Here is a 26,013-nt window from a genome sequence, read left to right on the forward strand (position 1 = left end):
GCTTGCCGCTACTCGTCGTCGCCGAACGCGTCCGGGGTCTGCCAGGCGATATGCTGCCCGCCGTCGACCGCGATGGTTTCGCCTGAAATGTGCCGGGCCCCCGCCAAATAGACGACCGCCGCCGCGATCGCGTCAGCATCCGGCCCATCGCCGAGCGGCAGGGACTGTTGCTGGCGGCGGAAGGCATCGGCGTCCTGCCGCGTGCTGGCGGCGGTCGGGCCCGGAGCCACGGCATTCACCCGAATGCGCGGAGCGAGCGCCTGCGCCAGCATGATGGTCGCGGTTTCGAGCGCGCTTTTCGCCAGTGAGTAGGAGAAATGGCGCGGCACGATCTTGCGGGCGCGCTGGTCCGTAATGTTGATGATGCAGCCGGTCTGGTCTTGCGGCAGCGTCGCCGCGAAAGCCTGCGCGAGAAAAATTGGCGCACGAAGATTGACCGCGAGCTGGCGATCCCATGCCTCGGCGGTCAGCGTGCCGAGCGCATCGCTCTCGAAAGTCGAAGCGGAGTTCACCAGCAGCGTCGGAGCACCGAAGGTTTTCGCCGCGTCCGCGATAAGCCGGGCAGGGCCATCCGCATCAGCGAGTTCGCCCGTGATCGTGGCCGCACGTCCGCCATTCGCGACGATGCTGCGGACCATATCGTCTGCAGCCGTGTCCGGCCGATGCGTGTGGATGACGACCGCGGAACCGGCCTTCGCCAGCGCCAGCGAAATCGCGCCACCGATGCGGCGTGCGCCGCCGGTGACGAGAGCAATGCCGGACACTGACGAAACCATCGAGAACCTTATTGCGGCGGCGCTTTCGTCGCCTCGAAGGCCGGCACCTTCGCGGCGAACGAGTCGAGCCATGCGACGAGTTTCGGATACTTCGCGCGCCACTTTCCGTCGAAGCGGAAGTCCTGATAGCCGAGCAAGCTCGCGACGGCGAGCTGCCCCACATGCGGCGGATTCGTAATCGCCGGCGGATTGCTCTCAAGCGCTGTAAGTACGCGATCGACTTTGCCCTGCTGCAACGCGACCCACTTCGGCTCGTGCTTATCGGGCTGGCGATAGCGGCCTTCGTAGATCATGAGCAGCGATGCATCGCTGCCGCCATCGGCAAGCGCCATCATGCGCAGCGCTTCGAGGCGAGTCTTGCTGTCTTTCGGAATGATCTTGCCGCCACCCGCATGCGCGTCGAGATATTCGACGATGACGCGCGAGTCGTACCAGCTCTCGCCGTCTTCGGTGACAAGCGTCGGGATCTTGCCGAGCGGGTTCTGCACGCGGATCGAGTCGCCTTCCGCCTGCGTGTCCGCGCCTTGAATGTCGACTTGCTTCTCGAGCCCAAGGATAATGAGCGCCATGCGAACCTTGCGGGCGAACGGCGACGCGGGGGCGGATCGGAGGATCATCATTGTTGTTATGCTGCCTGAATGCGGGGAGGGTCAGGCTGCGTAACACGATGCCGAGCGACCGGCAAAATTCGCGCGGCCCGGCGTTCGGGCCGCGGATATCACGCTAAAGTCGGTGCGCCTACTTCAGGACGAGGTTGACCGCTTTCGGTCCCTTGCCCTTTTTGTCGGGCTCAACCTCGTAAGCCAGCGGCTGGCCTTCGTTCAGCGACTTGAGACCTGCGCGCTCAACCGCCGTGATGTGAACGAACACATCCGGGCCGCCTGTGTCCGGCTTAATGAAGCCGTAGCCGCGCTCCGTATTGAAGAACTTGATCGTACCAGTCATCGACATTTCTAGTCCCCACGTCCCCATTCCGCCCGCGACAGCTTCCGGTTGCGGGAATGGCGTCGCAGGGTTGTGCGCTCGCAACGTAATCAAGCCACGAGGGGTCGCCTAGCGGGTGCGACGATGCGGCTCACCCCTCCGCTCACGCGGCGGCGCGAATCCATTCGAGGCTTGAGCGACAAGGGTTTTCTGACGTGAGTGCTTTTGCGAGAGCAGGGCCGATCACGCGGAGTTGAGCGTCAAAACGCCACGGCGGATTGATGATCAGCAGGCCGCTGCCGCGCAACTTGTCGGTTGGTGTCTCGGCGAAAGAAAGTTCGGAGCGCAGAATGCCGGTCGTGATGGATTTATCGAGACTGCGCGCGAGCTTGTTGGATGCTCCGACATCTTTGATCGGATACCAGATCATGTAGATGCCGCCCGGCCATTTTCGCCACGCTTCGGCAACCGCGCCGGCAAGATGCTCGAACTCGTCCGGCCGTTCGTACGGCGGATCGATCAGCACCAAGCCGCGCCGTTCTTTCGGCGGGATATAGGCTGTCAGCGCTTTCCAGCCGTCGATCTCGATCGCCTTCGTGCGCTTGTCGACGCCGAGCGTGCGCTCGAGCTTGCGCGCCGCACCGGGCTCAGACTCGCAGGCGATCAAACGGTCCTGCGGTCGCAACAGATGGCGGACGATGAGCGGAGATCCTGGATAACGAAGCTCACCGTTTTGGTTTTCGCCAGCGACCGCGTCGAAGTACGTCTTCAGCAATGCGGTCGCCTCGGCCGTCAAACTCCCGGTGTCCGCAGCGTCGCGAAGTCGGGGCATCAGCCGCCCAATTCCGCCGCGCCACTCGCCGGTGCGCTCGGCCTCTTCGCCGGCGAGGTTGTAGCGCCCAGCACCCGCGTGAGTGTCGACGACGCGGAAAGCCGCGTCCTTCTGCCGCAGATGCTGAAGGACCAGGACAAGCGCTGCGTGCTTGTGGACATCGGCGAAATTGCCGGCGTGGAAGGCGTGACGGTAATTCATGGCCCAGTTGGTTACGAGTTTCCTTCGGCTGAGCCGAATTATGACCGATCGATTTAATCGGACGGTAGGTCCTTAGGCCTATAGTCAAATGCAACGCAAATTGGAGAGACGGTATTTAGTTCCGCCGGGTCAATGACAATGTTCTCGACCAAGCTGTCCACATTTCTCTGCGTCCTCGCTCCGGTCGTCTTGGCCTATGGCCTTGGTTCGGCTCCGGTGGCGCGTGTGTTGCCGGATAACTTCGGAACCGGTCTAGCGGCGTTTCATGCGGACGTGAACTCCATCGCGCATGGTGGCTTTAGTGGCATGTACTATGCCGGGCTAGAGAAAATCCGCGAGATGCAAGCCAAGGTTCAGCGCTCGAAGGACGATTCCACCCGATAGGCTACGAACCGCCACGCACGGGCGGCATCACGAGCTTGTCTCGGCGGCAAGCGCGGCGGTCGATCTCCGCGCAATTCCGAAAGCCCAACTCTTTCGTCATGCAGACGCGTACTTCGCGCAGGTGACGCCGGTCGCAGTCGACCGCGATGGCTTCGCGCGTCAGGCCCGGATTGGCCTTGACGAAGGCTTCTTCGACCTCGTCCGGCGAAACCGTCTGATACTCTTTCGGATCCAGAAATTGCTCCGGAATTTTGACGATCGCGCGCGCCTTGCGAACATTCTCGAAATAGGTACGGGCCGATGTGCCGGCGCAGGTGCCGTGCTTATCCCACTCGCGATAGATCAAGCCCGGCGCCGGCATGATGTCGAGCATCGACGTCATGATCTCGCGCTGTAGCCGCGGCGCCGGAACTTGGCAATATTCCGGATAGCCGCGCTCGTATTGCGGCCACAGACCGTGCACCACGAACGAGTACGGGCGGGATCCGCATTGCTGACGCGGCGCGCGCTCGCCCCGCGACTCGCAGAACGACGGCGACCATGAAAGAGCCAGGACGTAGAAATTGAATTTGCCGGCTTCGTTTTGCCGCCGGTCCTGCTGCGCGTTTGCGGAGCCAATGAACAGCGAAAGAAACACGAGGCCGCCAGCGAGCCTCGAAACGATACGGGTGAAGCTCACGACGGCACTCCCAAAGGTCTATGCAGCAATACGCGCAGCGTAACCGCGCGTTCGAACAGCCTCAAGACCGAAAATGAAGGGTAGTCAGTGCGTTACGGCAACGCCATCCGGCAAGCCGGATTGTAGGCCCAGTTGCGGTCCATACCAACGACACACCATTCGACGCCCCAGGACGCGCCGATTGCGGCCGCATCTTCGATGATCGAATAATTCACCCGGCGCTTCTTCCCATCCGAGGTGACGACCTGACCGGTGCAGAATCGGCGGGGAATAGTGTCCACGGCCCACGGGCGGATCGCGACCTGACGCACTGCCAAAAACTCCTCGATTCGCATCTCGGAATTCCAGAAATGCCCTTCCTTCCGGGCGAATGCACTTGTGATGTGGCTCAGCGCCGAAGGGTGATCGCAGGCAGGAAGCTCCGCGTCATAACGCGGGCCTGAGAGCCAGAAGTTCTTTTCGAGCCACCCAGCGGCCTGCGCCGGCGACACCGCGCCCGCAATGGCGGCAATCAGCGATACGAAAGCGAGATGGCGAAGCATGCGGCGGGTCCTTGGATCGCGCGCGGAACAGCGCACCATACGGAAGCTGTGCGAACGTGCCGCGCCGCAACCTTTGGGTCAAGGCTGGGTGAGGGCCAGAGCGTACTCGCCTGTGTCTTGTGGCTCGGCCGCAACGGTTTCGGTGGGTTGTTGCTCCGCGGGATCAAGTGCGGCAGCAACGCATGGCGATGCCGAGAACCGCCAGGTCGTATTGTTGACCATCATGTCGCAGGTCGCGAGTCGCGCACCTGAGGGCGTCGAGAGGCAAATGGTCGTGCCGATCACGAAGTCGCGCCCGAGCGCGCGGCAGGTGCATTCGGCCGCTGATGCCGGCAGAGCCAGAACCGAAAGCGCTAGGATCGTCAGCACCCGGACCATGCCGAAGTTTAGCACGCAATTGGGCCGCCGGCTAAGAACCGGATTGCAGTGCCTTCACGTAGGAGGCGACCCCGGCCGCAACGTCGCGGAAGCCGCCGTTGTAGCCGGCTTGACGCAGCTTCTTGATGTCGGCCTCCGTGTAGTACTGATATTGATCACGGATATTTGCCGGCATGTCGACATAGGTCACTGGAACGTCCTTGCCGGTCTCACGCAGCAGGGCCTCCGCGATCGCGAGAAACGGTTCGGCTTTGCCGGTGCCGACATTGTAGAGACCAGAGGGGGCGCCACCCCGCAACAGCCAGACGATCACGTCCGCAACATCGTCGACGTAGACAAAATCGCGAAGCTGTTTGCCGTCTTCGTAATCGGGATGATGCGAGCGGAAGAGCGTGAGGTACCCGCTGCCGTGCAGCTGTTCGTAAAGCTTCAGGGCGACCGACCGCATCGATCCTTTGTGCGCTTCGTTCGGCCCATACACGTTGAAGAATTTCAGGCCGTACCAATGCGGCGGCGTCGGTGCGCCGTTCGCGGCATCGCGCAGAATGCGCAGATCGGCAACCTGCTTCGACCAGCCGTACATGTTGAGCGGCTTGAGCTTGCGCAGATCGTCGAGGCTCAGCGTATCGAGAAAACCATGCTCACCGGCGCCGTAGGTCGCGGCCGAGGAGGCGTAAACGAGCGGTTTTCCATGCTGAGCGCACCACGCCCACAGCTCGAGCGTAAACCGCACATTCTTACGGCGAATGAGATCGAGATCCGTAACCGTCGTCGACGAAATCGCGCCCATATGCACGACCGCCGAGACAGCGTCAGCGTTCGCGTCGAGCCACACAAACGCGTCCTGCCAATCGACGAGGTCGTACAGATTGTCAACGCGGAGATTCGCCCACTTCTCGGCGCGCGTGAAATCTTCGATCACGGCGGCCGGCACATTGTCTTCGCCAAGCCGCGCCACGACGCGCGAGCCGATGAAGCCGCCACCGCCCGTCACGACGATCATTGCGCAGCTTCCTTGCGGTGCGCGAGGATCGCGGTGGTCGAATGGCCGGCGACCAGCGGTACGATCATCACCTCGCCGCCATAGAGTTCGACTTCGCGCGCGCCGACGATAGTGTCCTTCGTGTAGTCGCCGCCCTTCACCAGAAGATCGGGCTTGAGCCGATCGATGACTTGTGACGGCGTGTCTTCGTCGAACACAACGACCGCATCGACGCTCCGCAATGCTGCGAGCACGGCGCCGCGCGCCTCAGAGTTGTTCACGGGGCGGCTCGCGCCTTTCAGTGCCCGCACCGAGCGATCCGAATTCAGTCCGACGATCAGCCGATCGCAACGCGCCGCAGCTTCCGCGAGGAGCTTCACGTGCCCAGGATGCAGAATATCGAAACAGCCGTTGGTGAAGCCGACGCGCAGGCCGCGTTCGCGCCACAAGCGGCGCAGTTCGACGGCTTGATCGAGCGGCATCGGGCCGAGCGTCGCTTCGTGCGGTCCACCGGCAGCAGCGAGATAGTCGCTGAGTTCGCGCGCCGTGACGACAGCAGTCCCGCGCTTGGCGACCGAAAGTCCGGCCGCCGCATTGGCGAGAATCATAGCTTGCTCGGGTGAATGCCCTGTCGCAAGCGCCGCGCCGAACGTCGCGACGGCCGTATCGCCGGCGCCTGACACGTCAAACACTTCGCGCGCGCTCGCTCGCACGTGACGCAGCGGCTCGCCGGGCAGAGCGAGCGACATGCCGCGCTCCGATCGTGTTACCAAAAGGTTCGCGCCTGACGTATCGGCGGCCGCGCGGCAAGCCGCCGCGATCGCGTCGTCGCTCGCAACTGAATGACCTGTCGCCTGCGCAAGTTCCTTCAGGTTCGGCGTCAAATAGTGCGCGCCGCGATAGAAAGAGAAGTCGGACTGCTTCGGGTCGACGATGACGATTTTGCCGGCCGCGCGCGCGGCTGCGGCCAGGGCCGCGAAGGCCTGAGCCGAGACGATGCCTTTGCCGTAGTCGGAGACGATGACGATATCGATATTTGCGAGAGCAGCTTCCGCAGCGGCTACGAGCCGAACCCCGTAATCGTGACGCGATTGCTGACGTTCTTGGTCCACCCGGAGCAAATGCTGACCACCGGCGAGAAACCGCGTCTTGATAGTGGTGCGGCAGTGCGAATCGCGCACGAGACGGGTCTCGATGCCCGGCGCGCGCGCGAGAATTTGCTCGAGCTCATCACCGGGAGCGTCCTCGCCGATCAAGCCGACTAGGATTGCCTTGCCGCCAAGCGCATTGATGTTTGCCGCTACGTTCGCGGCACCGCCGGCGGACGCATGATGCTCCCCGCGCAACAGCACTGGGATCGGCGCCTCCGGCGACACGCGGCTGACAACGCCGGTCACATATTCGTCGAGCATCACGTCGCCGAATACCAATACGCGCGCGTTTGTAAGCTCGTCAGGCTTCATTCGGACTCGTCGCTTCTACGTTTCGCCGGGGCGCAGGTGATAACTGATGTCGCACCCAAAGCCCAGGAACACCCGGCGAATATGTTAACACCCACTACATGCGGCTCCGATGCGGATGCGAAAAATTCGCAGTCGCGGCTGATCCGCATTCTGCTTATAATGGTTGATATGGTCTTGGGGGTGCCTTTGACCACAGCGAAACCGCGGCGATCGCGGCGTTGAGGGCGTTGTGGAACAGTTGAAATCGCTTTTCAGTAATCCGCGTAAGCTGTTGGTTATCCTGCATGATTGGGGGATGACATCACTTGCTGTGCTGGTCAGTTTCTTTTTGCGGTTTGACGTCGACGGTATCGAACACCGGATGCCCGTTCTTCTCTACTTCATTCCGCTTTTCGCTTTGTACGCCTCTGCCGTTTACTCGATTTTCGGGCTCTACGAATCCAAATGGCGCTTTGCGTCGCTGCCAGACCTCGCAAATATCTTCAAATCGGTGACGTGTTTGGCAGTTTCGCTAATCGTCATCGACTACGTCTTGGCCTCCAGCACGATTTACGGCGGCTTCCTTTTCGGGAAGATAACGATCGCGCTCTATTGGTGCGTTCAATTCATGCTCCTGGGTGGGCCGCGCATCGCATACCGCTACTTCCGCTATTCGCGGTTGCGCAAGCGCGCGATAGCGACGGACGCCAAGCAGACTCTGATCATGGGCCGCGCCGCCGACGCGGAGATGATTCTGCGTTCCATTGAGAGCGGCGCGCTGCGAAAAGTCTGGCCGGCCGGCATCCTCTCGCCGTCGCCAGCGGATCAGGAGATGGTGGTGCGGGGCACGCGCGTGCTCGGCACCTTGGAAGATCTCGAACGCGTCGTCGTCGAGCAGGCGCGCCGCGGTCACAAGATCGATCAAGTCATCCTAACCGGCGGTGTGCTCGCCGAGTCCGTCAAACCGGAATTCATTATTGGACGCGCGCGTCAGCTCGATATCGAGGTGCGGACGCTGGCCGGTCTGCAAGAAGGTGCGCAAGGTAGCGCGCGGCCACGCGTAGCTCGCATTGCCGTGGAAGATTTGCTGCTGCGACCGAGCGTCAAGATCGACCACCGCCGCTTGGAGCGACTGATCCAAGGCAAATCCATCGCTGTGACGGGAGGCGGTGGATCGATAGGCCTCGAAATTTGCAAGAGTGCTGTGAACTTCGGCGCGTCGCGCGTCCTCGTACTGGAGAATTCCGAGCCGATCTTACGTGCTGCGCTCGATCGCCTTGAGACGATGGACACGAAAACCGAGATCGATGGGCGCATCGCGGATGTACGCGATCGCAATCGCATGTTTCGGATGTTGGCGGATTTCCAGCCCGATCTCGTTTTCCACGCGGCCGCGCTCAAGCACATTCAGCTCGTGGAGCGCGATTGGGCGGAGGGTGTGCGCACCAACGTGTTCGGCTCCATCAATGTCGCGGATGCGGCCATCGCAGCCGGCGCTCGCGGCATGGTGATGATTTCGACCGACAAAGCGGTCGAGCCGGTGTCGGTTCTTGGCGCCACCAAGCGCCTTGCCGAAATCTATTGCCACGCACTGGATACTGAAATCCTTGCGCGCGGCCCAAATTCGTCGATCGTCCCGCTCAACCGGAAGGGCGAGTCGACGCGGTTGATTTCCGTGCGCTTCGGCAACGTGCTTGCGTCGAACGGTTCGGTTGTCCCGCGCTTCCGCACGCAAATTGAAGCCGGCGGGCCCGTCACGGTGACGCATCCCGATATGGTGCGCTACTTCATGACGATCCGCGAGGCGAGCGATCTCGTGATCACGGCGTCGAGCCACGCTCTTGGCGCAGAGCGGTCGACGCCATCGATCTACGTATTGAACATGGGCCAGCCCGTGAAAATCGTTGAGCTGGCCGAGCGGATGATCCGACTGTCCGGATATGAACCTTACGAAGACATCGACATCACATTCACGGGCTTGCGCGATGGCGAGCGCCTTAACGAGGTGCTTTTCGCCGGCGACGAGTCATCCGCTGAGATCGGGATTTCAGGCGTTGTCGCTGCGCGGCCCGAATGTCCGCCGCTTGCCGAGGTCCGGAACGCGCTGACCGCGCTGGACGCGGCGCTCGCTGCTGACGATCGAGACGCGGTATTCCGGGTCTTCAAAGAAGCGGTGCCGGATTTCCGCGGCGCGGCGGCTTAAGCCTGCGCGCCTTCGGCCAGCGCGAAGTGCCGCAGTAGAATCGCGACAAGCACCGCGGCCACTATCGCGGCGCCGATGGCGAGGGGGAGCGTTGTCGTTGCCGCAACGATCGAAAGCACGATGAGCGCGAGATTGAGGCCGGCTACCCGGAGCACCACGTCCGTGTGCGACAAGTTCCCGCGCAACGCGCGCTGATAGAAATGCTGACGATGCGGTTGCCAGAAGTGTTCGCCGCGCAGCATGCGGCGCAACAGCGTCAACGTTGCGTCGGCGAGATAGTACAGCGGAAGAATTAGCGCGGCGAGCAATGCGCCAGCACTCGCTGTTTGGATAAGCAGCAATCCGAGAAGTAAACCGATCGGGAGGCTCCCGGCATCACCGAGAAAAACACGCGCGGGCGGCGCGTTCCAGATCGCAAATCCGATCATCGCGCCGGCCAGCGTCGCAGCCTGCCAACCGACGGCACTTGGCACCGCGCCGATAGCCGCAAGAATGAAGAGGCCGGCGCAAATAGACACCGTCTCGCAGGCGCTTATGAGGTCGATCCCGTCCATAAAGTTCATCAAGTTGACGAACCACAGCACGGCGAGGACAAGCACAATGCGTTCGATCCAGAACGGAGCCGCGTGAACGATATGCACGTCGGTCGGTAGTGCGACGACCGCAATTGAAACTGCTGCAAATTGGCAAGCGAACCGAGGGACGACGGGAAGGCCATGCGTGTCGTCCCAAAATCCGAGCGCCATCAGCAGTAGGGCCGCAACAACGACCACCAGAAATGAAATTCCCGGCGCGCCAGCGATGAAAAACTGCAGCACCACAGATCCGGCGAGAGCAGCCGGAACAGCCACAAGCCCACCACCTTGCGGCGTCGGTTTGATGTGGCTCGAACGCGTGGTCACCTGAGCGACAGCGCGGCGCGCGAGCCAAGGCACGACCGGCTTCAGCAGCAGCCAAACAACAACGCCGCAGATGGCCGCTGCGCAAACCGCTGCCGGCAGCCCCGTCATCGCCAAACCTTGTGAATCATCCTTCAGCCCTCGATGTCTTTATTGGCTGCGAGGGACGGATTCTCAAGTCTGTTGAAGGTGTCTTGGTCACGAAACGCAAGATACTGAGGCAAAACGTGAATCACGCTGGTCCCGTATTGCTTGCTCGCAGGCGGCATAAAACCTATTCATCCCGATCACAGAGGAGTAATTGTCCGCATCATGAACAAGCACGCGCCGATACCTGTCCCGTTTATCGATCTCAAGGCCCAGCAGCAGCTGCTGCAGCCGCAGGTGTCGCAAGCGATCGAACGCGTATTGGCGCATGGGCAGTACATCCTAGGCCCAGAGGTGCGCACGCTCGAGTCCGACTTGTCGGAATTCTGCGGCGCCAAGCATGTCGTCTCGTGCTCGAACGGCACCGACGCGCTCGCGTTGATTTTGATGGCGAAGGAACTCAAAGCCGGCCAGGCAGTGCTGTGCCCAGCTTTCACTTTCGCCGCCACCGCCGAAGTGATTGCTTGGTTCGGCGCGACCGCAGTCTTTGTCGACGTCCATGCGGATACGTTCAACATGGATGTGCGCAGCCTGGAAGCTGGCATCGCGACCGCGAAAAAGCACGGGCTAGACCCGGTCGGCGTCATCCCGGTCGATCTCTTCGGTCAGCCCGTCGACTATGATGCGATCGAGCCCGTATGCGAGGCGCATGGTCTTTGGATGCTCTGCGACGCTGCGCAGTCGTTTGGCGGTTCGTATCGCGACCGCTCGATCGGCAACATCGGCATGGCGACCGCGACGAGTTTCTTTCCGGCAAAGCCGCTCGGCTGTTACGGCGACGGCGGCGCGATCTTCACTAACGATACCGAACTGGACACCATTCTGCGCTCGCTGCGTGTTCATGGCGAAGGTGTCGATCGATACGACAACGTTCGCATCGGGATGACCGGCCGACTCGACACGATTCAAGCCGCTGTGCTGATCGAGAAGTTGAAGATCTTCCGCGACGAGATCGCGAAGCGCAACGAAATCGCCGCCCGCTACAATGCGGCGCTAAGCGACATTGTCACGGTGCCGCATGTTATCGATGGCGCAACGTCGGTCTGGGCGCAGTACACGATCCGCGTGAAGCCCGAGCAGCGCGATGCGCTTGCCGAAACGCTGAAGGCGGTAGGCATCCCGACCGCGATCTACTATCGCAAGCCGATGCATCATCAGGAGGCCTACAAGAACAATCTGGTGGCCGGTAACGGCGCTCCGATTTGCGAGGCCCTCGCGCACGAAGTCATCAGTCTTCCGATGCACCCATATCTCGAAGTCCCGACGCAGGATCGCATCGTCGACGCGGTTCGCGCAGCGCTTCGCTGAACTTAAGTCTTCGGCGCGGCGTCACAATTCTTCGTCGCGTAGGTCTGCCTTAAAATTCTGAGATTGCCGTGTGCTTCAGTGAGCTCCGGGCCGTAGGTGGTAGCGCCGACAAAGCTGCCGACGGACGATTGCCCGGCCTTCGCTTGCAGTCCTTCCAGCCGCTTAATGTTGCCATCAATGCCAGCCATTTGTGCTTTTATTTCCGGGCACTTGAGGTGATTGTACTTCTCGTGCACCACTATCGCGTAGTTCGCGACACCGAGGTCATGCGTACAGGCCGCTAAGACCGGCAACATAAGAAGGCAAATGAAGCGTCGCATGAAAATCCAATCGCGCGTGGGGCCCTGCGATCGCAAAGCCGGTGCATGCGATATCATATTCGGTTTCGCGGCTAAATCGCGGAGATCGCTTTACGGGGGTGTAACACCACTCGTTTATAGACGGAACCCGCAGGTCAGGAACTCGGGGTTGGCGCTCGCGTGAAAAAAAGCGAAAAAATCGTCGCAATGGTGCTTTTGGGTGGAGCGGGGACGCGGTTGTGGCCCCTGTCCAGTGACGCTCGGCCAAAGCAATTCCTAAGATTGTTCGGGGCGCGCTCACTGTTTCAGCTGACTATGAGTCGGCTCCAAGGTTGCGGTATCGAAGATTTCGTTCTCGTGACGAATGGCGGTCTCGTCACCGTTTTGCGCGAAGACCTCGAAGACGCGGCGAACTCTGGTTGCGACATCGTTTTGGAGCCGGCGCGTCGCGACTCAGCACCGGCGATCGCGGCTGGTGTCGCGCGTATTGCTACCTTGCATGGTAGCGATGTGACGATTGCCGTATTGCCCAGCGATCATCTCATTCCTGACGAAGCTGCCTTCAAGGCGTCGTTAGAATCGGCTGGCAAAGTCGCTGGACACGGCTGGCTGACAACATTCGGCATCCGACCAACCTTTCCGTCGACAGCCTTCGGTTATATTGAACGCGGCGCTGCGATTCCCAAATCGGAGGGCGCTTTCGCCGTGACGCGCTTCCACGAAAAGCCGGCGCAAGCCGCTGCCGAGCGCTATCTCGCGGCCGGCACTTTCGATTGGAATAGCGGCATGTTCGTTTTTCGCGCCGATGCATTCGCCCGCGAAGCCGCGGAGCATATGCCTGACATCTGGACTGCGGCATCGGAGGCGGTGGCCAATGGTGTCGCCGAAGCCGACACGCTGACGCTTGGCAATGCATTCAAGGATGCACGGCGCACCTCGATCGATTTCGCACTGATGGAAAAGAGCGCGCGCGTCGCAACGGTGCCGGCGGCGTTCGGCTGGTCGGATGTCGGCAACTGGTCCGCCGTCTATGACGTCCTGGAGAAGGATGCGTCAGGAAACGCGGTCGTTGGCAACGCGAAGCTCGAAGATTGCAAAGGATCGCTCGTCATCACTGACGGGATCCCGGCTGCCGCGATGGGTTTGCGCGACGCTGTCCTGATCGCGACCGCGGAGGGCACATTCACGGCGCCGCTGTCGCGGGCCGCCGACATCAAACAAGTTCTCGACAGTAAATAAATGGATAGCCAAACCCAAGACGATATCGCGCAAACGCTCCGTTCGTGGGCGATCAATTCGGCGCTGCCATTGTGGGCAACCGCTGGTCGCGACCGAACGAACGGCGGTTTCTACGAACGGCTCCATCTGGATGGCCATGCGGATGCTGATGCCCCGCGTAGACTTACCGTGCAGGCGCGGCAGATCTACGTGTACGCACATGCGACCGCACTGGGCTGGTTCGATGGCAAGGCGATGGCGCTCGAGGCGCTCGATGCGATGCAAAAGCGATACGCATCGCCTGACGGGCAGCCGGGCTATGTCTTTCTCATCGGCGCCGACGGAACCGTTCAGGACTCACGTCGCGATACTTACGCGCACGCCTTCATCTTGCTTGCGCTCGGCTGGCTCGCACGCATCACGAATGACGCTCAAATCGTCAAGCTCATCGATGCCAATCTCGCTTTCTTCGACGAGCATCTGACGGCGCCAGACGGCACATTTTACGAAGGCATTCCGCGCGCGCTGCCGCGCCGGCAGAACCCGCATATGCACGCGTTCGAAGCGATGCTGGGCTTGCACGAAACGATCTCGTACCCGGATGCGCTAAGGCGCGCCGCATTGCTGCGCGGTTTTCTCAACGAGCACTTCATCATCGAGGATAACGGCGCGCTGGGCGAATTCTTCACCGACACGTGGGATCTGCGATCACGGAAAGATCCTGTCGAGCCCGGACATCATGCCGAATGGGCTTGGCTCCTGCGCCGTCACGAGGCGCTCGCCGGATTAGAGCCGGGTCCGGCTCCGGATCGCTTCATAAGCTTTGCGTCGCGCTATCGCAACGAGCGCACAGGCCTGCTCTACGACGAAGTGCGACTCGACGGAGCAGAGCATCCGAAGAAGCATCGCTGCTGGCCGCAGACCGAATACGCGAAGGCGTTGACGGTTGCGGAAGAGGGCGGTGGGAGCCGGCGTGAGACGACAGCGGCGCTCGAGCGCTTGTACCGGCATTATCTCGCGCCGGAAGGACGCTTCGTTCCCGGCGGCTGGATCGATCAGTTCGATGCCGACGGCAACGCACTCACCGACGTGATGCCGGCGAGCACTTTTTACCATGTGTTCGTTGCAATCGCGGAGGCGTGCCGCGTCCGCAAGATCGCCTGATCAGCGCGGCGGCGGCTTGCGTGTCAGCGGCCGACGCTCGACGACGACGGCGCGCGTTGCGGTCGCGCGCGGAGCCGGCCGTGCCGGCTTGTCCTTCGGCGGGGCGTCTTCCCACAGCTCGATCGGGTAGTTCGACGTAATCGTCGAGATCGCCTGTTTGTAGACGGCCTGCGCTTGGCCCTCGCGTCCGAGCATGATGCAGAAATTGTCGTGACCCGTCACGACGCCCTGCAGCTTCACGCCGTTGATCAGGAAGATCGTGATCGGCGTCGCGTTCTTTTGCAGGTGATCGAGGAACGTGTCCTGGAGCCGCTGTGGATTATTTGCCATCGCCGTCCTTTGGCCTCACGTCCCGCGCTTCGTGCCGCAACCGGCACGACTTTGTTTGAACATCGAAACGAGATTGCGCTCTTATCGAGCAAAAATGAAGACGAGGCCTTGTACCGGACCGCCCTACGGACAATCAACATCCGTACCAGTCGAACGCGAGAAAACGCCGAACCGCTGCAAAGACAGCGCAGCCGAAGCGATTATATCGCCGCAATCCGAAAGATCAGCAGGTTTCCGATGGTTTTTCCGCACGACGCAACGAATTACTGGAGTGGTGGCTTGGTTGGGAGGCCGGAGCCGCTTGACCGCAATCGCTCCGCCGGGCCAACTGGAAAGATGCATTTCAGCTTCGGTACAACCAAAACGGTTCGTTGCGCGCACGAGTTTTGTGCATGAAGGTCATTGGGCTGGCGGGCTGGAGTGGTGCCGGTAAAACGACGCTCGTCAAAAAGTTGATCCCGGTGCTGATCGCCCGCGGACTGACCGTCTCGACGCTCAAGCATGCTCATCATGCCTTCGATGTCGACAAGCCGGGGAAGGATTCGTACGAGCACCGCTTAGCTGGCGCCACGGAGGTCTTGATTTCCTCGGACAACCGTTGGGCGCTCATGCATGAACTGCGCGATGCGCCTGAGCCACCCATCACGGAACTCCTGCAGAAGCTCAGCCCAGTCGATCTGGTGCTGATCGAGGGCTTCAAACGCGGTCCGCATCCGAAGCTTGAAATTCATCGTGCCGCAAATGGAAAGCCGCTTCTGTCGCCCGGCGACGACATGATCGTGGCGATCGCGGCCGACGTCGCTTTGCCGGAAGCAAAAGTCCCGGTCATCGGCCTCGACGACATCCAGGCAATTGCCGAGGTGCTGCTGGCGAAGGCGGCGCCGGTGGAAAGCGTCGTCGGGCCTTAGCGAGATCCTCGCCCGCCAAATCGTCGGGAAGAGGCCATGATGAAGCTCGCTCGCTGACCGCGAGGACCAAGCCCAAAGTTGCTGTCATGGCTTGTTAAAGGTATCTGACATATGGCCATCATAGAAGTTCGGAAAGCCTCCGAATAGGCCACGAAAGCATTGTTCCGTAGGGAGTTTCTTTATGCGCATTGAAGCGATTGCGATCGGCGATAACCCGCCCGAGGACGTCAACGTCATCATCGAGGTTCCGATTGGCGGCGAGCCGATCAAATACGAAATGCACAAGGAGGCCGGCACGCTCGTCGTCGACCGCTTCCTGCATACGCCGATGCGCTATCCGGGCAATTACGGCTTCGTCCCGCACACCCTGTCGGATGATGGTGATCCGATCGACGTTCTGGTTGCCAACACGCGGCCGATCGTTCCCGGCGCGGTCATCAACGTGCGCCCGATCGGCGTCATGCGGATGGAAGACAATTCGGGCGGCGACGAGAAGATCATCGCGGTGCCGGTGACGCGCTTGACGCAGCGCTACGAGCATGTGCTGAACTACACGCAACTCCCGCACATCACGATCGAGCAGATCCAGCACTTCTTCGAGCACTACAAAGATCTCGAACCCGGCAAGTGGGTGAAGCTGCTTGGCTGGGGAGATGCGGACGAGGCGAAGAAGCTGATCACTGAGTCGATCGAGCGAGCAAAGAAAAAGTAGCGTGGGATTTGCCGCCAAATACGATGTCCTCGTCGTTGGCGGCGGCAACGCCGCGCTCTGCGCCGCCATCGCGGCGCGCCGGGCCGGAGCGTCGGTTCTCGTTCTCGAAGCTGCCGACAAATTCTATCGTGGCGGCAACACGCGCCACACCCGCAACATGCGTTGCGCCCACGACGCCGCGACCGACACGCTGAGCGGTCCGTACCCCGAAGAAGAATTTTGGGACGACCTTCAGCGCGTCACGCAAGGGCAGACCGACGAGGCGCTTGCCCGCCACATGATCGCGCGGTCGAAGGACATGCTGGCTTGGATGCCCGAGCAGGGCGTCCGCTTTCAGCCCTCGCTCGGCGGCACACTCAGCCTCGGCCGCACCAATTCGTTCTTTATGGGCGGCGGCCGCGCTATGCTCAACGCGCTTTACCGTACGGCAGAGGCGCTTGGCGTCGACATTCGCTATGAGGCCGAGGTGACAAGCCTCGACATCGAAGACGGCATGTTTCTATCGGCGACGTTTGGTACCGAGACCGTGCGCGCCGCGACGCTTGTCGCTGCCGCAGGCGGGTTCGAGTCTAACATCGAATGGCTCAAGCAATATTGGGGCGATGCAGCCGACAATTTCCTCATCCGCGGCACGCGCAACAATCGCGGCACGGTGCTGCGTATGTTGCTGGACTCGGACGTTGCGGAAGTCGGCGATCCGACGCAATGCCACGCCGTCGCGATCGATGCGCGTGCGCCGAAATTCGACGGCGGCATCATCACGCGGCTCGACTGTGTGATCTTCGGCATTGTCGTCAACAAGAATGCCGAACGCTTCTACGACGAAGGCGAGGACATTTGGCCGAAGCGCTATGCGATTTGGGGCCGCCTCGTTGCCGGACAGCCGGATCAGATCGGCTACATCGTCTTCGATGCGTCGGTGCTCAATATGTTCATGCCGTCGCTCTATCCGCCGATCGTCGGCGCAACGATCGAGGAGCTCGCCGGCAAACTCGGCCTCGATCCGGCGCGACTCGCGCAGACCGTGACGACATTCAACGCCGCCGTTCGGCCCGGCACCTTCGACGACAAGATTCTCGACGACTGCCGTACAGAAGGCATCGCGCCGCCGAAATCGCACTGGGCGCGCCGCATCGAAAACGCGCCGTTCTACGCTTACCCGGTGCGGCCCGGCATCACGTTCACGTATCTCGGCACCCGCGTGACACGTGAGGCGCGCATCGTGATGCGGGACGGCAAACCGTCCGCCAATATGTATGCGGCGGGCGAGATCATGGCCGGCAATGTGCTCGGGCAAGGTTATGCGGCCGGCATCGGCATGACGATCGGCGCTGTTTTCGGACGTATCGCGGGCGGGGAGGCCGCGCGCCATGCTCGCAACTGAACGCGCCGGTTCGCGCCCTGGCGCTCACGCCAGCCAAATCCTCACCGAAGCCGATCGCCTGATGACGATCTGCAATTCATGCCGTTACTGCGAAGGCCTGTGCGCGGTGTTTCCCGCGATGGAGATGCGCACATCATTCCGGGATGGCGATCTCAACTATCTCGCCAATCTCTGCCATTCGTGCGGCGCTTGCTACTATGATTGCCAATTCTCGCCGCCGCATGAATTTGACGTCAACGTGCCGCGCGTGCTCGCGGCCGTGCGCGCGGACTCGTACCGCGCTTACGCTTGGCCGCGCGCGCTCGCGCCACTGTTCGATCGCAATGGTCTCGCCGTCAGCATCATTGCGGCGCTCAGCGTCGCGGTTTTCATCGCAGGCTTCGTCGGCTGGCACGATCCGAAGGTACTGTTCGGCGTGCACATCGGAGAAGGCGCGTTCTACCGCCTGATGCCGCACAACGCGATGGTCGCGCTATTCGGCGGCGTATTCCTGTTCGCGCTCGTCGCTCTCGCGCTCGGCCTGCGCAATTTCTGGCGCGACATCGCGGCACCGTCGGCAAGCCCGATCGATTTCGCCCGCGCCGGACACGATGCAGCGACTCTGCGCTATCTCGATGGCGGTGGGGCGGGCTGCCACAACGAAAACGAAAAGCCGGACGATCGTCGCCGCGTTTACCACCACGCGACGTTTTACGGCTTCATGCTGTGCTTTGCGTCCACGAGCGTCGCGACGCTCTATCACTACGCACTCGGACGCGTTGCGCCGTATCCTTGGTACGATCTGCCGGTGCTGCTCGGCAGCCTTGGCGGCATCGGGCTTCTCGTCGGGCCCGCCGGGCTTCTCATGCAGAAATGGGCTCGCGACGAAGAGCTGCGCGACGAACCACGCGCCGGAATGGATGTCGCCTTCCTCGCGATGTTGTTTCTGACGAGCCTGACGGGATTTGCACTTCTGTTTTTACGCGCAACACCCGCAATGGGGACGATGCTTGCGTTGCATCTCGGCGTCGTCTTCGCGCTGTTCTTGACGATGCCGTACGGCAAATTCGTGCACGGGCTGTACCGCTACGCAGCCTTGCTGCGCTATGCGCGCGAACGCCGGGTCATGTCGGAGAAGTCTTAGGCCTTCGCGTCGAGCGCGTGTTTGGCGCGCCATTTCGGGCCCGGGCCGCGCATGTAGTGACGCTCCGGATGATAGGGGTCGAACAGGTCGTTCACCAGGCGGCGCCAATTCTGGCCGAGCGCGCGGAAGAAGCGCGGGGCTTTGCGGGGCTGGGCGAGGGGACCTTGATTCGGCATCGTCTTCACTCGGGGTTCAGGGCCATGAGCGGCCTCGAACATTGGTCGCGAGAAACCGGCAAATGGTTCACCACGGGCAATTGTCTCAAATGCACGTAAAAGAAGCGTGAGTTCTGATGGTTAGCGGAATCGGAATCCGCACCCCGAGGGATTCAGCATAGTTGTGATGCAGGTCACATCCGCCGCCACGCCGCCGCCATAGAACGGGGCGAAGGTTTGGCCGGGATGGATGGACGGACCGGTCTAGGCTAGGCTTCAAATGCCAAGGCCGCAGTGTGAAAGAAGACGCCCATGGTCCCGTTCCGCACCACCGCCCTCATTGCCATCGCCACAGCCATCGCTATCGGGACCGCCTTGGCGGAAGCCCCGAAGACCCGGCTGGCCCAATATGACGGTGGCGCCAAGCCCGAGCCGCCGAAGGTTGCCCCACAGCCTGCGCCCGCGCCGCCTCCGGCTGCAGCCGCGCCGGCAATCCCGGATCCCGAAACCATCAGTATCGTGCAGGCGGAACTTGCCCGCGTCGGCTGTAGCGTATCGGCGCCGACCGGCCAGTGGACCCCGGCGGACTCGCAGGCTGTCGAACTCTTCAATCAATACGGAAGCTGGCGTTTCGACCCGAGCCAGCCCAGCCCCGGCCTGTTGGCGGCGCTTCGACGTCACGAATATCGGGTCTGCCCGCTGTCGTGCCAACCTGGCTTTGAAGCGCAAGGTAACACCTGCGTCGCCATCGAGCAGCCCCCGGCCGCACAGCCGCGCGGTCGCGCAAACCGCCGCGAGCCGGTCCGTCACGCCGCCCCCACCCGTCAGGAGCGCCGCGCCATGGAGCGCGAACGCCGCCGTGCCGAACAGCGGTCCGAAAATCGCCGCGCGGCGCGCGCCGAACGACCGTCGCGTGCCGAACGCCCGGCTCGCGGCGCCGGAAGGCCGGCCGGAACGGACGCGCGCGGCTGCCGCTTCGTCCCGCGTGCAACGGCCGGCGGCTTCACCGGCGATACCATCGAGGTCTGTAACTAGCCCTCGCTTGCCCTTGCGGGCCGAGATCGTTACATCAGCGGCAAATCCCCTTAACCGGCAGCGGATTTCGGCGTGGCCATAAGGCTTGGCGCCTCGTTGCCCTAGTGATGGTCATCGCCGATGAACGGTCGTCAGTTCGCCTACCATATGAGCGGCCTCTCGAAGGCCTATACGGGCGGCAAAAAGGTCCTCGATAACGTCCATCTGTCGTTCTATCCGGACGCGAAGATCGGCGTGCTCGGCGTCAACGGCGCCGGTAAGTCGACGCTGCTGCGCATCATGGCGGGCACCGACACCGAGTATACCGGTGAGGCCTGGGCGGCGGACGGCGTGCGCGTCGGCTACCTGCCACAGGAGCCGCATCTCGACGAAGACAAAAACGTCCGTGAGAATGTGATGGAAGGCGTCGCTGCCAAGCGTGCGCTGCTCGATCGCTACAACGAGATCGCCGCCAACTATTCGGACGAAACCGCCGACGAAATGGCCCAGCTGCAGGACCAGATCGACAGCCAAAATCTGTGGGACCTCGACAGCCAAGTCGATCAGGCGATGGACGCTTTGCGCTGCCCGCCGGACAATGCCGACGTCACCAACCTGTCGGGCGGTGAGCGCCGCCGCGTCGCACTCTGTAAGTTGCTGCTCGAGCAACCCGAACTGTTGCTGCTCGACGAGCCGACCAACCATCTCGACGCAGAGACTGTGAATTGGCTCGAAGGTCATCTGCGCAACTATCCGGGCGCAATCCTGATCGTCACCCACGATCGCTACTTCCTCGACAACGTGACGGGCTGGATCCTCGAACTCGATCGCGGCCGTGGCATCCCTTACGAGGGCAACTACACGTCCTGGCTCGGCCAGAAGCAGAAGCGTCTTCAGCAAGAAGGCCGCGAGGACGAGGCGCGCCAGCGCACGCTCGCCGCCGAGCAGGAATGGATCGCGGCTTCTCCGCGCGCGCGTCAGGCAAAATCGAAGGCGCGCTATCAGCGCTACGAAGACCTGCTCAAGAAGGCCTCAGACAAGGCACCGACCACGGCGCAGATCGTCATCCCGGTCGCCGAGCGTCTCGGTCAGAACGTCATCAATTTTGAAGGCCTCACTAAAGGCTACGGCGATCGCCTGCTGATCGACGATCTCTCGTTCAAGCTTCCGCCCGGCGGCATCGTTGGCGTCATCGGCCCGAACGGCGCTGGCAAGACGACCCTGTTCCGGATGATCACTGGCCAGGACAAGGCCGACAAAGGCGATATCGCGATCGGAGAGTCGGTTCAACTCGGCTATGTCGACCAGTCGCGCGATGCGCTGAACGACAAGGTGACGGTGTGGGAAGAAATTTCCGGTGGCCTTGATCAGCTGATGCTTGGCAAGCGTGAAGTGAACTCGCGCGCGTATTGCGGCGCGTTCAACTTCAAGGGCGGCGATCAGCAGAAGAAGGTCGGCCAACTCTCCGGCGGCGAACGCAACCGCGTCCATCTTGCGAAGATGTTGAAGTCCGGCGCGAACGTTCTTCTGCTCGACGAACCGACCAACGATCTCGACGTTGATACGCTGCGCGCGCTCGAAGAAGCGCTAGAAGATTTCGCCGGCTGCGCCGTTATCATCAGCCACGATCGCTGGTTCCTCGACCGCATCGCGACGCATATTCTGGCGTTTGAAGGCGACAGCCACGTCGAGTGGTTCGAAGGCAACTTCGCGGACTACGAGGAAGACAAGAAGCGCCGTCTCGGCGTCGACTCGACGATCCCGAAGCGCATCAAGTACAAGAAGTTCTCGCGCTAGTTGGTCACGCGAAAAGTTGCGGCTTTCTCAGCCGCAGCGTTTGCACCAGCGCGAGCGTCTTGAGATCCGTCAGCGTGCCGTTGTCCGCCATCGCGGCGAGTTCGGTGAGCGGCATCTCGATCACTTCGATGCGCTCGTGCTCGTCGACGAGACCGCCGCCTGCGGCGACGCGATCGGCCTCGGTGTAGGGCGCGAGATAGAGATGCATCGTCTCGGTCGAGATTCCGGGCGCAGTCACCACTTCTGAGACGAATTCGAGCGTGCCGAGCTTTAGGCCGGTCTCCTCCATTGCCTCGCGACGCGCGCAGGCTTCCGGATCGTCTTCGTCGAGAATTCCGGCCGCAGCTTCGAGGAGGCTCATGCCACCGGAGCGCGCGAACACCGGCGCGCGAAATTGCCGCACTAGGATCGCACAGCGCCGCTCGGCATCATACGGCATCACACCGACGGCAGAGCCGTGATCCTCGATCTCGCGGCCGAATTCGACGCCATCGTCCGCGCGAAAGCGCCCGACGCTGAGTTTCGTCCAGCCTTCGTAGACCGTTTTCATCTCAAGCAACTTCATGCCGCAATCCTTGATATATGCTCGTCGCATGTATGCATTGAATCGCACGCGCGCACACCTGAGCGCACTGCTTATCGCTTTGGGCACCATAGCGGGAACACCAGCCGCGATAGCCCAATCAGACGCTCGCTTTGCGGCGTTTATCCAGTCGCTCTGGCCTGAGGCGCAGAAGCTCGGCATCGCGCGCGCGACCTTCGAGCGTGAGACACAAAGCCTCTCGCCCGACTTGGGGCTGCCCGACCTCGTGAATCCGGGGCGGCCGGAAAAGCAGCGCGGCGAGCAAGCCGAATTCGTCCAGGTACCGTCCGACTATCTGAAGGAAACATCGCTCGCCAACCTCGCCGCGCAGGGGCGCGCACTTGCGGCGAAGCATAAAGATACGCTGGCTGCGATCGAGCAGCGCTTCGGCGTGCCGGGTTCGATCGTGCTGGCGATTTGGGGTCGTGAGACGAATTTCGGCGCGGCCAAACTTCCGCATTCCGCGCTTCGCGCGCTCGCGACGCAGGCTTATCTCGGTCGCCGCAAGGATCAATTCCGCGAAGAATTTCTGCTCGCACTGAAAATGATCCAGGAAGGCCACATCACGTCGGCCGCGATGAAGTCGTCGTGGGCCGGCGCGCTCGGCCATCCACAAATTCTGCCGTCCGGGTTCTACAAATACGCTGTCGACTTCGACGGCGACGGCAAACGCGACGTCTGGAATTCCGTGCCGGATGCGCTGGCGACAATCGCCAACCACATTCGGGAACTCGGCTGGCAGCGCGGACAGCGCTGGAGCTACGAGGTGAAAGTGCCGGCAAATGTCGATTGCACGATCGCGCAGCCGGAGCATTCCTTCGCGATCGGGCAGTGGGTGCAGCGCGGCTACGCGCCGCTTGGCCGCCAACCTTCGGCCGCCGATCTCAAAGCGCCCGCGTCGCTGCTGATGCCGGAAGGCACCTACGGCCCCGCATTCCTGACAACGAAGAATTACTATGCGCTCAAGGACTATAACTTCTCCGACCTCTATGTGCTTTTCGTCGGCAATGTCGCGGATCGGATCGCCGGCGGCGGCGCGTTCGTCACGCCGTGGGCGAAGACGACGCAGGTGCGCGCCGCCGATGTCGAGGCGATGCAGACGATCATGACGACGCGCGGAATCTACAAAGACAAAGTCGACGGCAGGGCCGGGATGCTGACGCGCTCGGCGCTCGGTGCGTATCAGAAATCGAACAGCCTCAAACTCGATTGCTGGCCGAGCACGGACGTGCTGCGCCACATGCAGTCGTCGCGTTGACCACAAAACAAAACGGCCGGGCGATGGGCCCGGCCGTTCGATCAGCGAATGCTCGCCGGAATTAGTAGCAAGGAACGCGCACGCGACGCGGCACGTAGTCCTGATATCGGTTCGACCAAACCTGCTGCGTCTCGTAGCACCAACGCGGCGGCGGGCCATAAGCCGGAGCCGGCTCGTAGTAACGCGGCTGCGTTGCGCCAGCGATGATTGCGCCGGCTGCGATACCGCCGATGATGCCGGCCGCGACGCCTGCGCCGCTGCCACCGCGATAGCGGCGTTGTGCATCCGCATCGCCCATGCTGGCAGCGATTGTGAGGCCAACAGCACCAACGGCCATCAGGGCCGTCAAACCCTTCTTCATGGAACCCTCCGATATGGCGGCCGAAACGGCGCCTGTGGAAACAAGATACGTGCAACCCACGAGTTTCTACAACTGATCATCCCAATTAGGCTGAATTATGAAGGTAATCCCGTGGGTTAGCCTGTGCGAATGCTGAACGTATGTTCAGTTTGTTGTTATGTTGGCGCTTCCAAATGCTAAAGCGGCGCCGCAGCGCCTTTGGCGGGACCGCTTCTCTTCGCCTTGGCATATTCACTATCGATATAGCTGCGATCTGTTGCCGCGGTCTCTCGAAGCAATTTCATGTCCCAAACAGTTATCTGGAGCCGCCCGACAAAATCAGCGGTCGTGCCAGCTTGCAGTACTACGCGAATCATAGCATCGACAGCAGTGAATCGCTGTGTGTCCACAAGAGCCGTCTCGCGATTCAAAGCAGATGAGTAATCGCACCACGAAATGTAATCTGGCTGCGCTGGGTTGCGGCCCAAGCCGATGTCCAGCTTAAGAGCTTTTTCGGCGTCCCAAAACGCGCGCTGATCTCCTCGCCCTACTACGAAACTTTCCTGGAATTTTGTGGGCACCTGAGCGCCCCCGCGAAAGAAAAAAAATAGAAACCGAAAGTTGGTGGCAGAGGAGCACTTCAAGTCCGCGTTCGGTGTCCCATAGCGAGTTACTAAGCCTTGTAGGATACTATCCATCGAAGGCTGAAATCGTCCGGCCTCAATATCGCTTTGCTTGCTGAACACGAGATCGCGTTTCAATACCACAAGGCGATGGCCTGACGCTGGAGACGAGTATAGAGCGTAGAAGAGTTCGCCATATTTCAGGATCGCTGGGACGCGTGCGCGAGTTTGCGGGTCAAAAGTTTCGCTCTCATATACGGTCCCTCCCTCGGTAACGCGAGCAACTCCGGACTCAAAAAAAGCGCGAAAGCCGGATACTTGACCGAGATAGTCAGAAAAAAAAGTTGCGTCTCCGGTTGCTGTTAATCGGACAGGGACTCGGCTGTAATTTTTGCTATAATTTGCTTGTTTCTGTTCTAGCTGGGAAATCAGATCCGCCGGATTGGTTCCAATTCTTAGTCCACCAGATTCCAGATTTTGAGCGATTGCAGAATTGATTGAAATAGATGCAACAGTTGTTGCGAGTATTAGAATGCGCATCGAAATTCCTAGATAGCAGATAGCTTCAGAGTCGTGGTCGTGGCCCCGGCGCAAACTCACGATGGGATTGCTGCAGCTGCTGATCAATCACATCACGAACCATCTTGTTGCCGTCTCGTAGCAAATTGAAATCAATGACCGTCATAGTCAGTTTGCTCACCAAATCCGAAGTCATGCCAGGGAAGAGAGTCGCCAGAATGACGATCCTGCAATGCCAAAGATTGTCAACCCGATGATTGGTATAGCCGAAGTTCAGAATGTCTGCATTTGAATGGCTCGCAGATTCTCCCTGATACGGAAATGCGAACAGGAGACAATTTGCTGGATGTTGTGGCGGTAGAGTCCCATGTGGATTGAGACTGTTTGGCCCAATTGGAATAGCCTTCATATTGGCGTCTAGCACCCAACCGACGCCGTTACCGTTGTATCGGGAGTAAAGCGCAGACGGGTCGCCATATTTTTCGTTGAGTGCCCGCCAGACGTCTGATTTAGTAGGTTGAGCTGTACGAGGAAATGTCAACTCGCGCGTAATCTGAAAGAGTTGATAGCGGTGCACGGAGCTTGTAAACGCAAGATTTCGTAAGTCGACCTTCCCATCGGGCCAGTCTTGGCGGAACGTTAGTGTGTGAAAAGCATCAATCGAATACGATTGGCCTAGAGTGCCTTTGAACTGAAAATTGCGCTGCTCTTGACTTATGCGACCAGCGGGTACGGCTCCTGAGAACCTTGATACTGCATCGTGTAAAACGCTGCCAATGAATACGCCATCTACGTCAACGGTAGATTGCGATCTTGCAGTGTCCAAACATAACATTGAAACAAAAAGACAAGCCGCTGCGGTGCGAAAAATCGAGATCATAAACAGCTC

General features: G+C 61.0%; 28 protein-coding genes and 1 pseudogene. 12 read left to right on the forward strand and 17 right to left on the reverse strand.

Going from position 1 to position 26,013, the window contains the following annotated elements; genetic code table 11:
• Positions 1-8: 8 nt before the first annotated feature.
• The 4 genes from GJW30_RS08855 to GJW30_RS08870 all read right to left on the reverse strand — a co-directional run bounded on the left by GJW30_RS08855 (position 9) and on the right by GJW30_RS08870 (position 2,733).
• Positions 9-776, reverse strand: coding sequence for an SDR family oxidoreductase (locus GJW30_RS08855; protein ID WP_096354360.1), 768 nt, complete (start codon positions 774-776; stop codon positions 9-11).
• Between the two features lie 8 nt (positions 777-784).
• Complete coding sequence (locus tag GJW30_RS08860) at positions 785-1,345, reverse strand: glutathione S-transferase family protein (protein ID WP_347337733.1); 561 nt, start codon at positions 1,343-1,345, stop codon at positions 785-787.
• A gap of 169 nt (positions 1,346-1,514) precedes the next feature.
• The gene (locus GJW30_RS08865; RefSeq protein ID WP_096354365.1) at positions 1,515-1,727 is read right to left on the reverse strand and encodes a cold-shock protein; all 213 of its coding nucleotides are present in this window, start codon (positions 1,725-1,727) and stop codon (positions 1,515-1,517) included.
• A gap of 136 nt (positions 1,728-1,863) precedes the next feature.
• Positions 1,864-2,733, reverse strand: coding sequence for a 23S rRNA (adenine(2030)-N(6))-methyltransferase RlmJ (locus tag GJW30_RS08870; RefSeq protein ID WP_096354367.1), 870 nt, complete (start codon positions 2,731-2,733; stop codon positions 1,864-1,866).
• Positions 2,734-2,871: 138 nt separating this feature from the next.
• Between GJW30_RS08870 and GJW30_RS08875 the strand changes: the two genes are divergently transcribed.
• Complete coding sequence (locus GJW30_RS08875) at positions 2,872-3,117, forward strand: hypothetical protein (RefSeq protein WP_130364844.1); 246 nt, start codon at positions 2,872-2,874, stop codon at positions 3,115-3,117.
• Between the two features lies 1 nt (position 3,118).
• Here GJW30_RS08875 and GJW30_RS08880 read toward each other — a convergent pair whose 3' ends face one another.
• The 5 genes from GJW30_RS08880 to rfaE2 all read right to left on the reverse strand — a co-directional run bounded on the left by GJW30_RS08880 (position 3,119) and on the right by rfaE2 (position 7,161).
• Positions 3,119-3,796, reverse strand: a complete 678-nt coding sequence (locus tag GJW30_RS08880; RefSeq protein WP_096354372.1) for a ribonuclease T2 family protein — start codon at positions 3,794-3,796, stop codon at positions 3,119-3,121.
• Between the two features lie 92 nt (positions 3,797-3,888).
• Entirely contained in the window at positions 3,889-4,338 is a 450-nt protein-coding gene (locus tag GJW30_RS08885; protein ID WP_096358742.1) for a hypothetical protein, read from the reverse strand.
• 78 nt (positions 4,339-4,416) lie between these two features.
• Positions 4,417-4,716 (reverse strand): hypothetical protein, encoded by a 300-nt coding sequence (locus GJW30_RS08890; protein ID WP_096354375.1) that lies wholly within the window; start codon positions 4,714-4,716, stop codon positions 4,417-4,419.
• Between the two features lie 31 nt (positions 4,717-4,747).
• Positions 4,748-5,719 (reverse strand): ADP-glyceromanno-heptose 6-epimerase, encoded by a 972-nt coding sequence (gene rfaD / locus GJW30_RS08895; RefSeq protein ID WP_096354377.1) that lies wholly within the window; start codon positions 5,717-5,719, stop codon positions 4,748-4,750.
• Positions 5,716-7,161, reverse strand: a complete 1,446-nt coding sequence (rfaE2, locus tag GJW30_RS08900; RefSeq protein WP_096354380.1) for a D-glycero-beta-D-manno-heptose 1-phosphate adenylyltransferase — start codon at positions 7,159-7,161, stop codon at positions 5,716-5,718. The genes rfaD and rfaE2 overlap by 4 nt, the downstream gene beginning before the upstream one ends.
• A gap of 361 nt (positions 7,162-7,522) precedes the next feature.
• On the opposite strand from rfaE2, the gene GJW30_RS08905 reads away from it, so the two are divergent.
• On the forward strand, positions 7,523-9,343 hold the full coding sequence (locus GJW30_RS08905) for an SDR family NAD(P)-dependent oxidoreductase (protein ID WP_245408700.1): 1,821 nt from the start codon (positions 7,523-7,525) through the stop codon (positions 9,341-9,343).
• On the opposite strand, the gene GJW30_RS08910 is transcribed toward GJW30_RS08905, so the two are convergent.
• Positions 9,340-10,353 carry an MraY family glycosyltransferase gene (locus GJW30_RS08910; RefSeq protein WP_096354385.1) on the reverse strand — a complete coding sequence of 338 codons (1,014 nt, stop codon included), beginning with the start codon at positions 10,351-10,353 and terminating at the stop codon, positions 9,340-9,342. The two genes, GJW30_RS08905 and GJW30_RS08910, sit on opposite strands and share 4 nt — an antisense overlap.
• Before the next feature lie 201 nt (positions 10,354-10,554).
• Here GJW30_RS08910 and GJW30_RS08915 point away from each other — a divergent pair, with 201 nt between their 5' ends.
• Complete coding sequence (locus GJW30_RS08915) at positions 10,555-11,697, forward strand: DegT/DnrJ/EryC1/StrS family aminotransferase (RefSeq protein WP_096354388.1); 1,143 nt, start codon at positions 10,555-10,557, stop codon at positions 11,695-11,697.
• Positions 11,698-11,699: 2 nt separating this feature from the next.
• On the opposite strand, the gene GJW30_RS08920 is transcribed toward GJW30_RS08915, so the two are convergent.
• Entirely contained in the window at positions 11,700-12,017 is a 318-nt protein-coding gene (locus GJW30_RS08920; RefSeq protein WP_096354390.1) for a hypothetical protein, read from the reverse strand.
• Between the two features lie 186 nt (positions 12,018-12,203).
• Here GJW30_RS08920 and GJW30_RS08925 point away from each other — a divergent pair, with 186 nt between their 5' ends.
• Both GJW30_RS08925 and GJW30_RS08930 read left to right on the forward strand, forming a co-directional pair.
• Positions 12,204-13,235, forward strand: coding sequence for a mannose-1-phosphate guanylyltransferase (locus tag GJW30_RS08925; RefSeq protein ID WP_245408741.1), 1,032 nt, complete (start codon positions 12,204-12,206; stop codon positions 13,233-13,235).
• Positions 13,236-14,378, forward strand: a complete 1,143-nt coding sequence (locus GJW30_RS08930; protein WP_096354395.1) for an AGE family epimerase/isomerase — start codon at positions 13,236-13,238, stop codon at positions 14,376-14,378.
• A gap of 81 nt (positions 14,379-14,459) precedes the next feature.
• Here the strand turns inward: GJW30_RS08930 and hfq are convergent.
• A pseudogene (hfq, locus tag GJW30_RS08935) lies at positions 14,460-14,708 on the reverse strand (RNA chaperone Hfq); the annotation flags it as partial.
• Positions 14,709-15,100: 392 nt separating this feature from the next.
• Here hfq and mobB point away from each other — a divergent pair.
• From mobB to tcuB, 4 genes are all read left to right on the forward strand, one after another.
• Positions 15,101-15,616 carry a molybdopterin-guanine dinucleotide biosynthesis protein B gene (gene mobB / locus GJW30_RS08940; protein ID WP_096354402.1) on the forward strand — a complete coding sequence of 172 codons (516 nt, stop codon included), beginning with the start codon at positions 15,101-15,103 and terminating at the stop codon, positions 15,614-15,616.
• 181 nt (positions 15,617-15,797) lie between these two features.
• On the forward strand, positions 15,798-16,328 hold the full coding sequence (gene ppa, locus GJW30_RS08945) for an inorganic diphosphatase (protein WP_096354405.1): 531 nt from the start codon (positions 15,798-15,800) through the stop codon (positions 16,326-16,328).
• 1 nt (position 16,329) lies between these two features.
• Positions 16,330-17,712 carry an FAD-dependent tricarballylate dehydrogenase TcuA gene (tcuA, locus tag GJW30_RS08950; protein ID WP_096354408.1) on the forward strand — a complete coding sequence of 461 codons (1,383 nt, stop codon included), beginning with the start codon at positions 16,330-16,332 and terminating at the stop codon, positions 17,710-17,712.
• On the forward strand, positions 17,699-18,835 hold the full coding sequence (gene tcuB / locus GJW30_RS08955) for a tricarballylate utilization 4Fe-4S protein TcuB (RefSeq protein WP_096354411.1): 1,137 nt from the start codon (positions 17,699-17,701) through the stop codon (positions 18,833-18,835). The genes tcuA and tcuB overlap by 14 nt, the downstream gene beginning before the upstream one ends.
• Here tcuB and GJW30_RS08960 read toward each other — a convergent pair.
• Complete coding sequence (locus GJW30_RS08960; protein ID WP_130364846.1) at positions 18,832-19,011, reverse strand: hypothetical protein; 180 nt, start codon at positions 19,009-19,011, stop codon at positions 18,832-18,834. The two genes, tcuB and GJW30_RS08960, sit on opposite strands and share 4 nt — an antisense overlap.
• A gap of 291 nt (positions 19,012-19,302) precedes the next feature.
• Here GJW30_RS08960 and GJW30_RS08965 point away from each other — a divergent pair, with 291 nt between their 5' ends.
• Both GJW30_RS08965 and ettA read left to right on the forward strand, forming a co-directional pair.
• Positions 19,303-20,025 (forward strand): hypothetical protein, encoded by a 723-nt coding sequence (locus GJW30_RS08965; RefSeq protein WP_096354416.1) that lies wholly within the window; start codon positions 19,303-19,305, stop codon positions 20,023-20,025.
• Between the two features lie 120 nt (positions 20,026-20,145).
• The gene (ettA, locus tag GJW30_RS08970) at positions 20,146-21,801 is read left to right on the forward strand and encodes an energy-dependent translational throttle protein EttA (protein WP_096354419.1); all 1,656 of its coding nucleotides are present in this window, start codon (positions 20,146-20,148) and stop codon (positions 21,799-21,801) included.
• A gap of 4 nt (positions 21,802-21,805) precedes the next feature.
• Here the strand turns inward: ettA and GJW30_RS08975 are convergent, their stop codons facing one another.
• Complete coding sequence (locus GJW30_RS08975; protein WP_096354422.1) at positions 21,806-22,366, reverse strand: NUDIX domain-containing protein; 561 nt, start codon at positions 22,364-22,366, stop codon at positions 21,806-21,808.
• A 28-nt stretch (positions 22,367-22,394) separates the two neighbouring features.
• Here GJW30_RS08975 and GJW30_RS08980 point away from each other — a divergent pair, with 28 nt between their 5' ends.
• The gene (locus GJW30_RS08980) at positions 22,395-23,642 is read left to right on the forward strand and encodes a lytic murein transglycosylase (protein WP_096354425.1); all 1,248 of its coding nucleotides are present in this window, start codon (positions 22,395-22,397) and stop codon (positions 23,640-23,642) included.
• A 61-nt stretch (positions 23,643-23,703) separates the two neighbouring features.
• On the opposite strand, the gene GJW30_RS08985 is transcribed toward GJW30_RS08980, so the two are convergent.
• The 3 genes from GJW30_RS08985 to GJW30_RS22610 all read right to left on the reverse strand — a co-directional run bounded on the left by GJW30_RS08985 (position 23,704) and on the right by GJW30_RS22610 (position 26,004).
• Positions 23,704-24,003: a hypothetical protein gene (locus GJW30_RS08985; protein ID WP_096354428.1), complete on the reverse strand. Its 300-nt coding sequence runs from the start codon at positions 24,001-24,003 to the stop codon at positions 23,704-23,706.
• Positions 24,004-24,179: 176 nt separating this feature from the next.
• Positions 24,180-25,145, reverse strand: coding sequence for a hypothetical protein (locus tag GJW30_RS22605; RefSeq protein ID WP_130364848.1), 966 nt, complete (start codon positions 25,143-25,145; stop codon positions 24,180-24,182).
• A gap of 25 nt (positions 25,146-25,170) precedes the next feature.
• Positions 25,171-26,004, reverse strand: a complete 834-nt coding sequence (locus GJW30_RS22610) for a hypothetical protein (RefSeq protein ID WP_130364850.1) — start codon at positions 26,002-26,004, stop codon at positions 25,171-25,173.
• Positions 26,005-26,013 lie beyond the last annotated feature (9 nt).

This window comes from Variibacter gotjawalensis (assembly GCF_002355335.1).
Classification (GTDB): domain Bacteria; phylum Pseudomonadota; class Alphaproteobacteria; order Rhizobiales; family Xanthobacteraceae; genus Variibacter; species Variibacter gotjawalensis.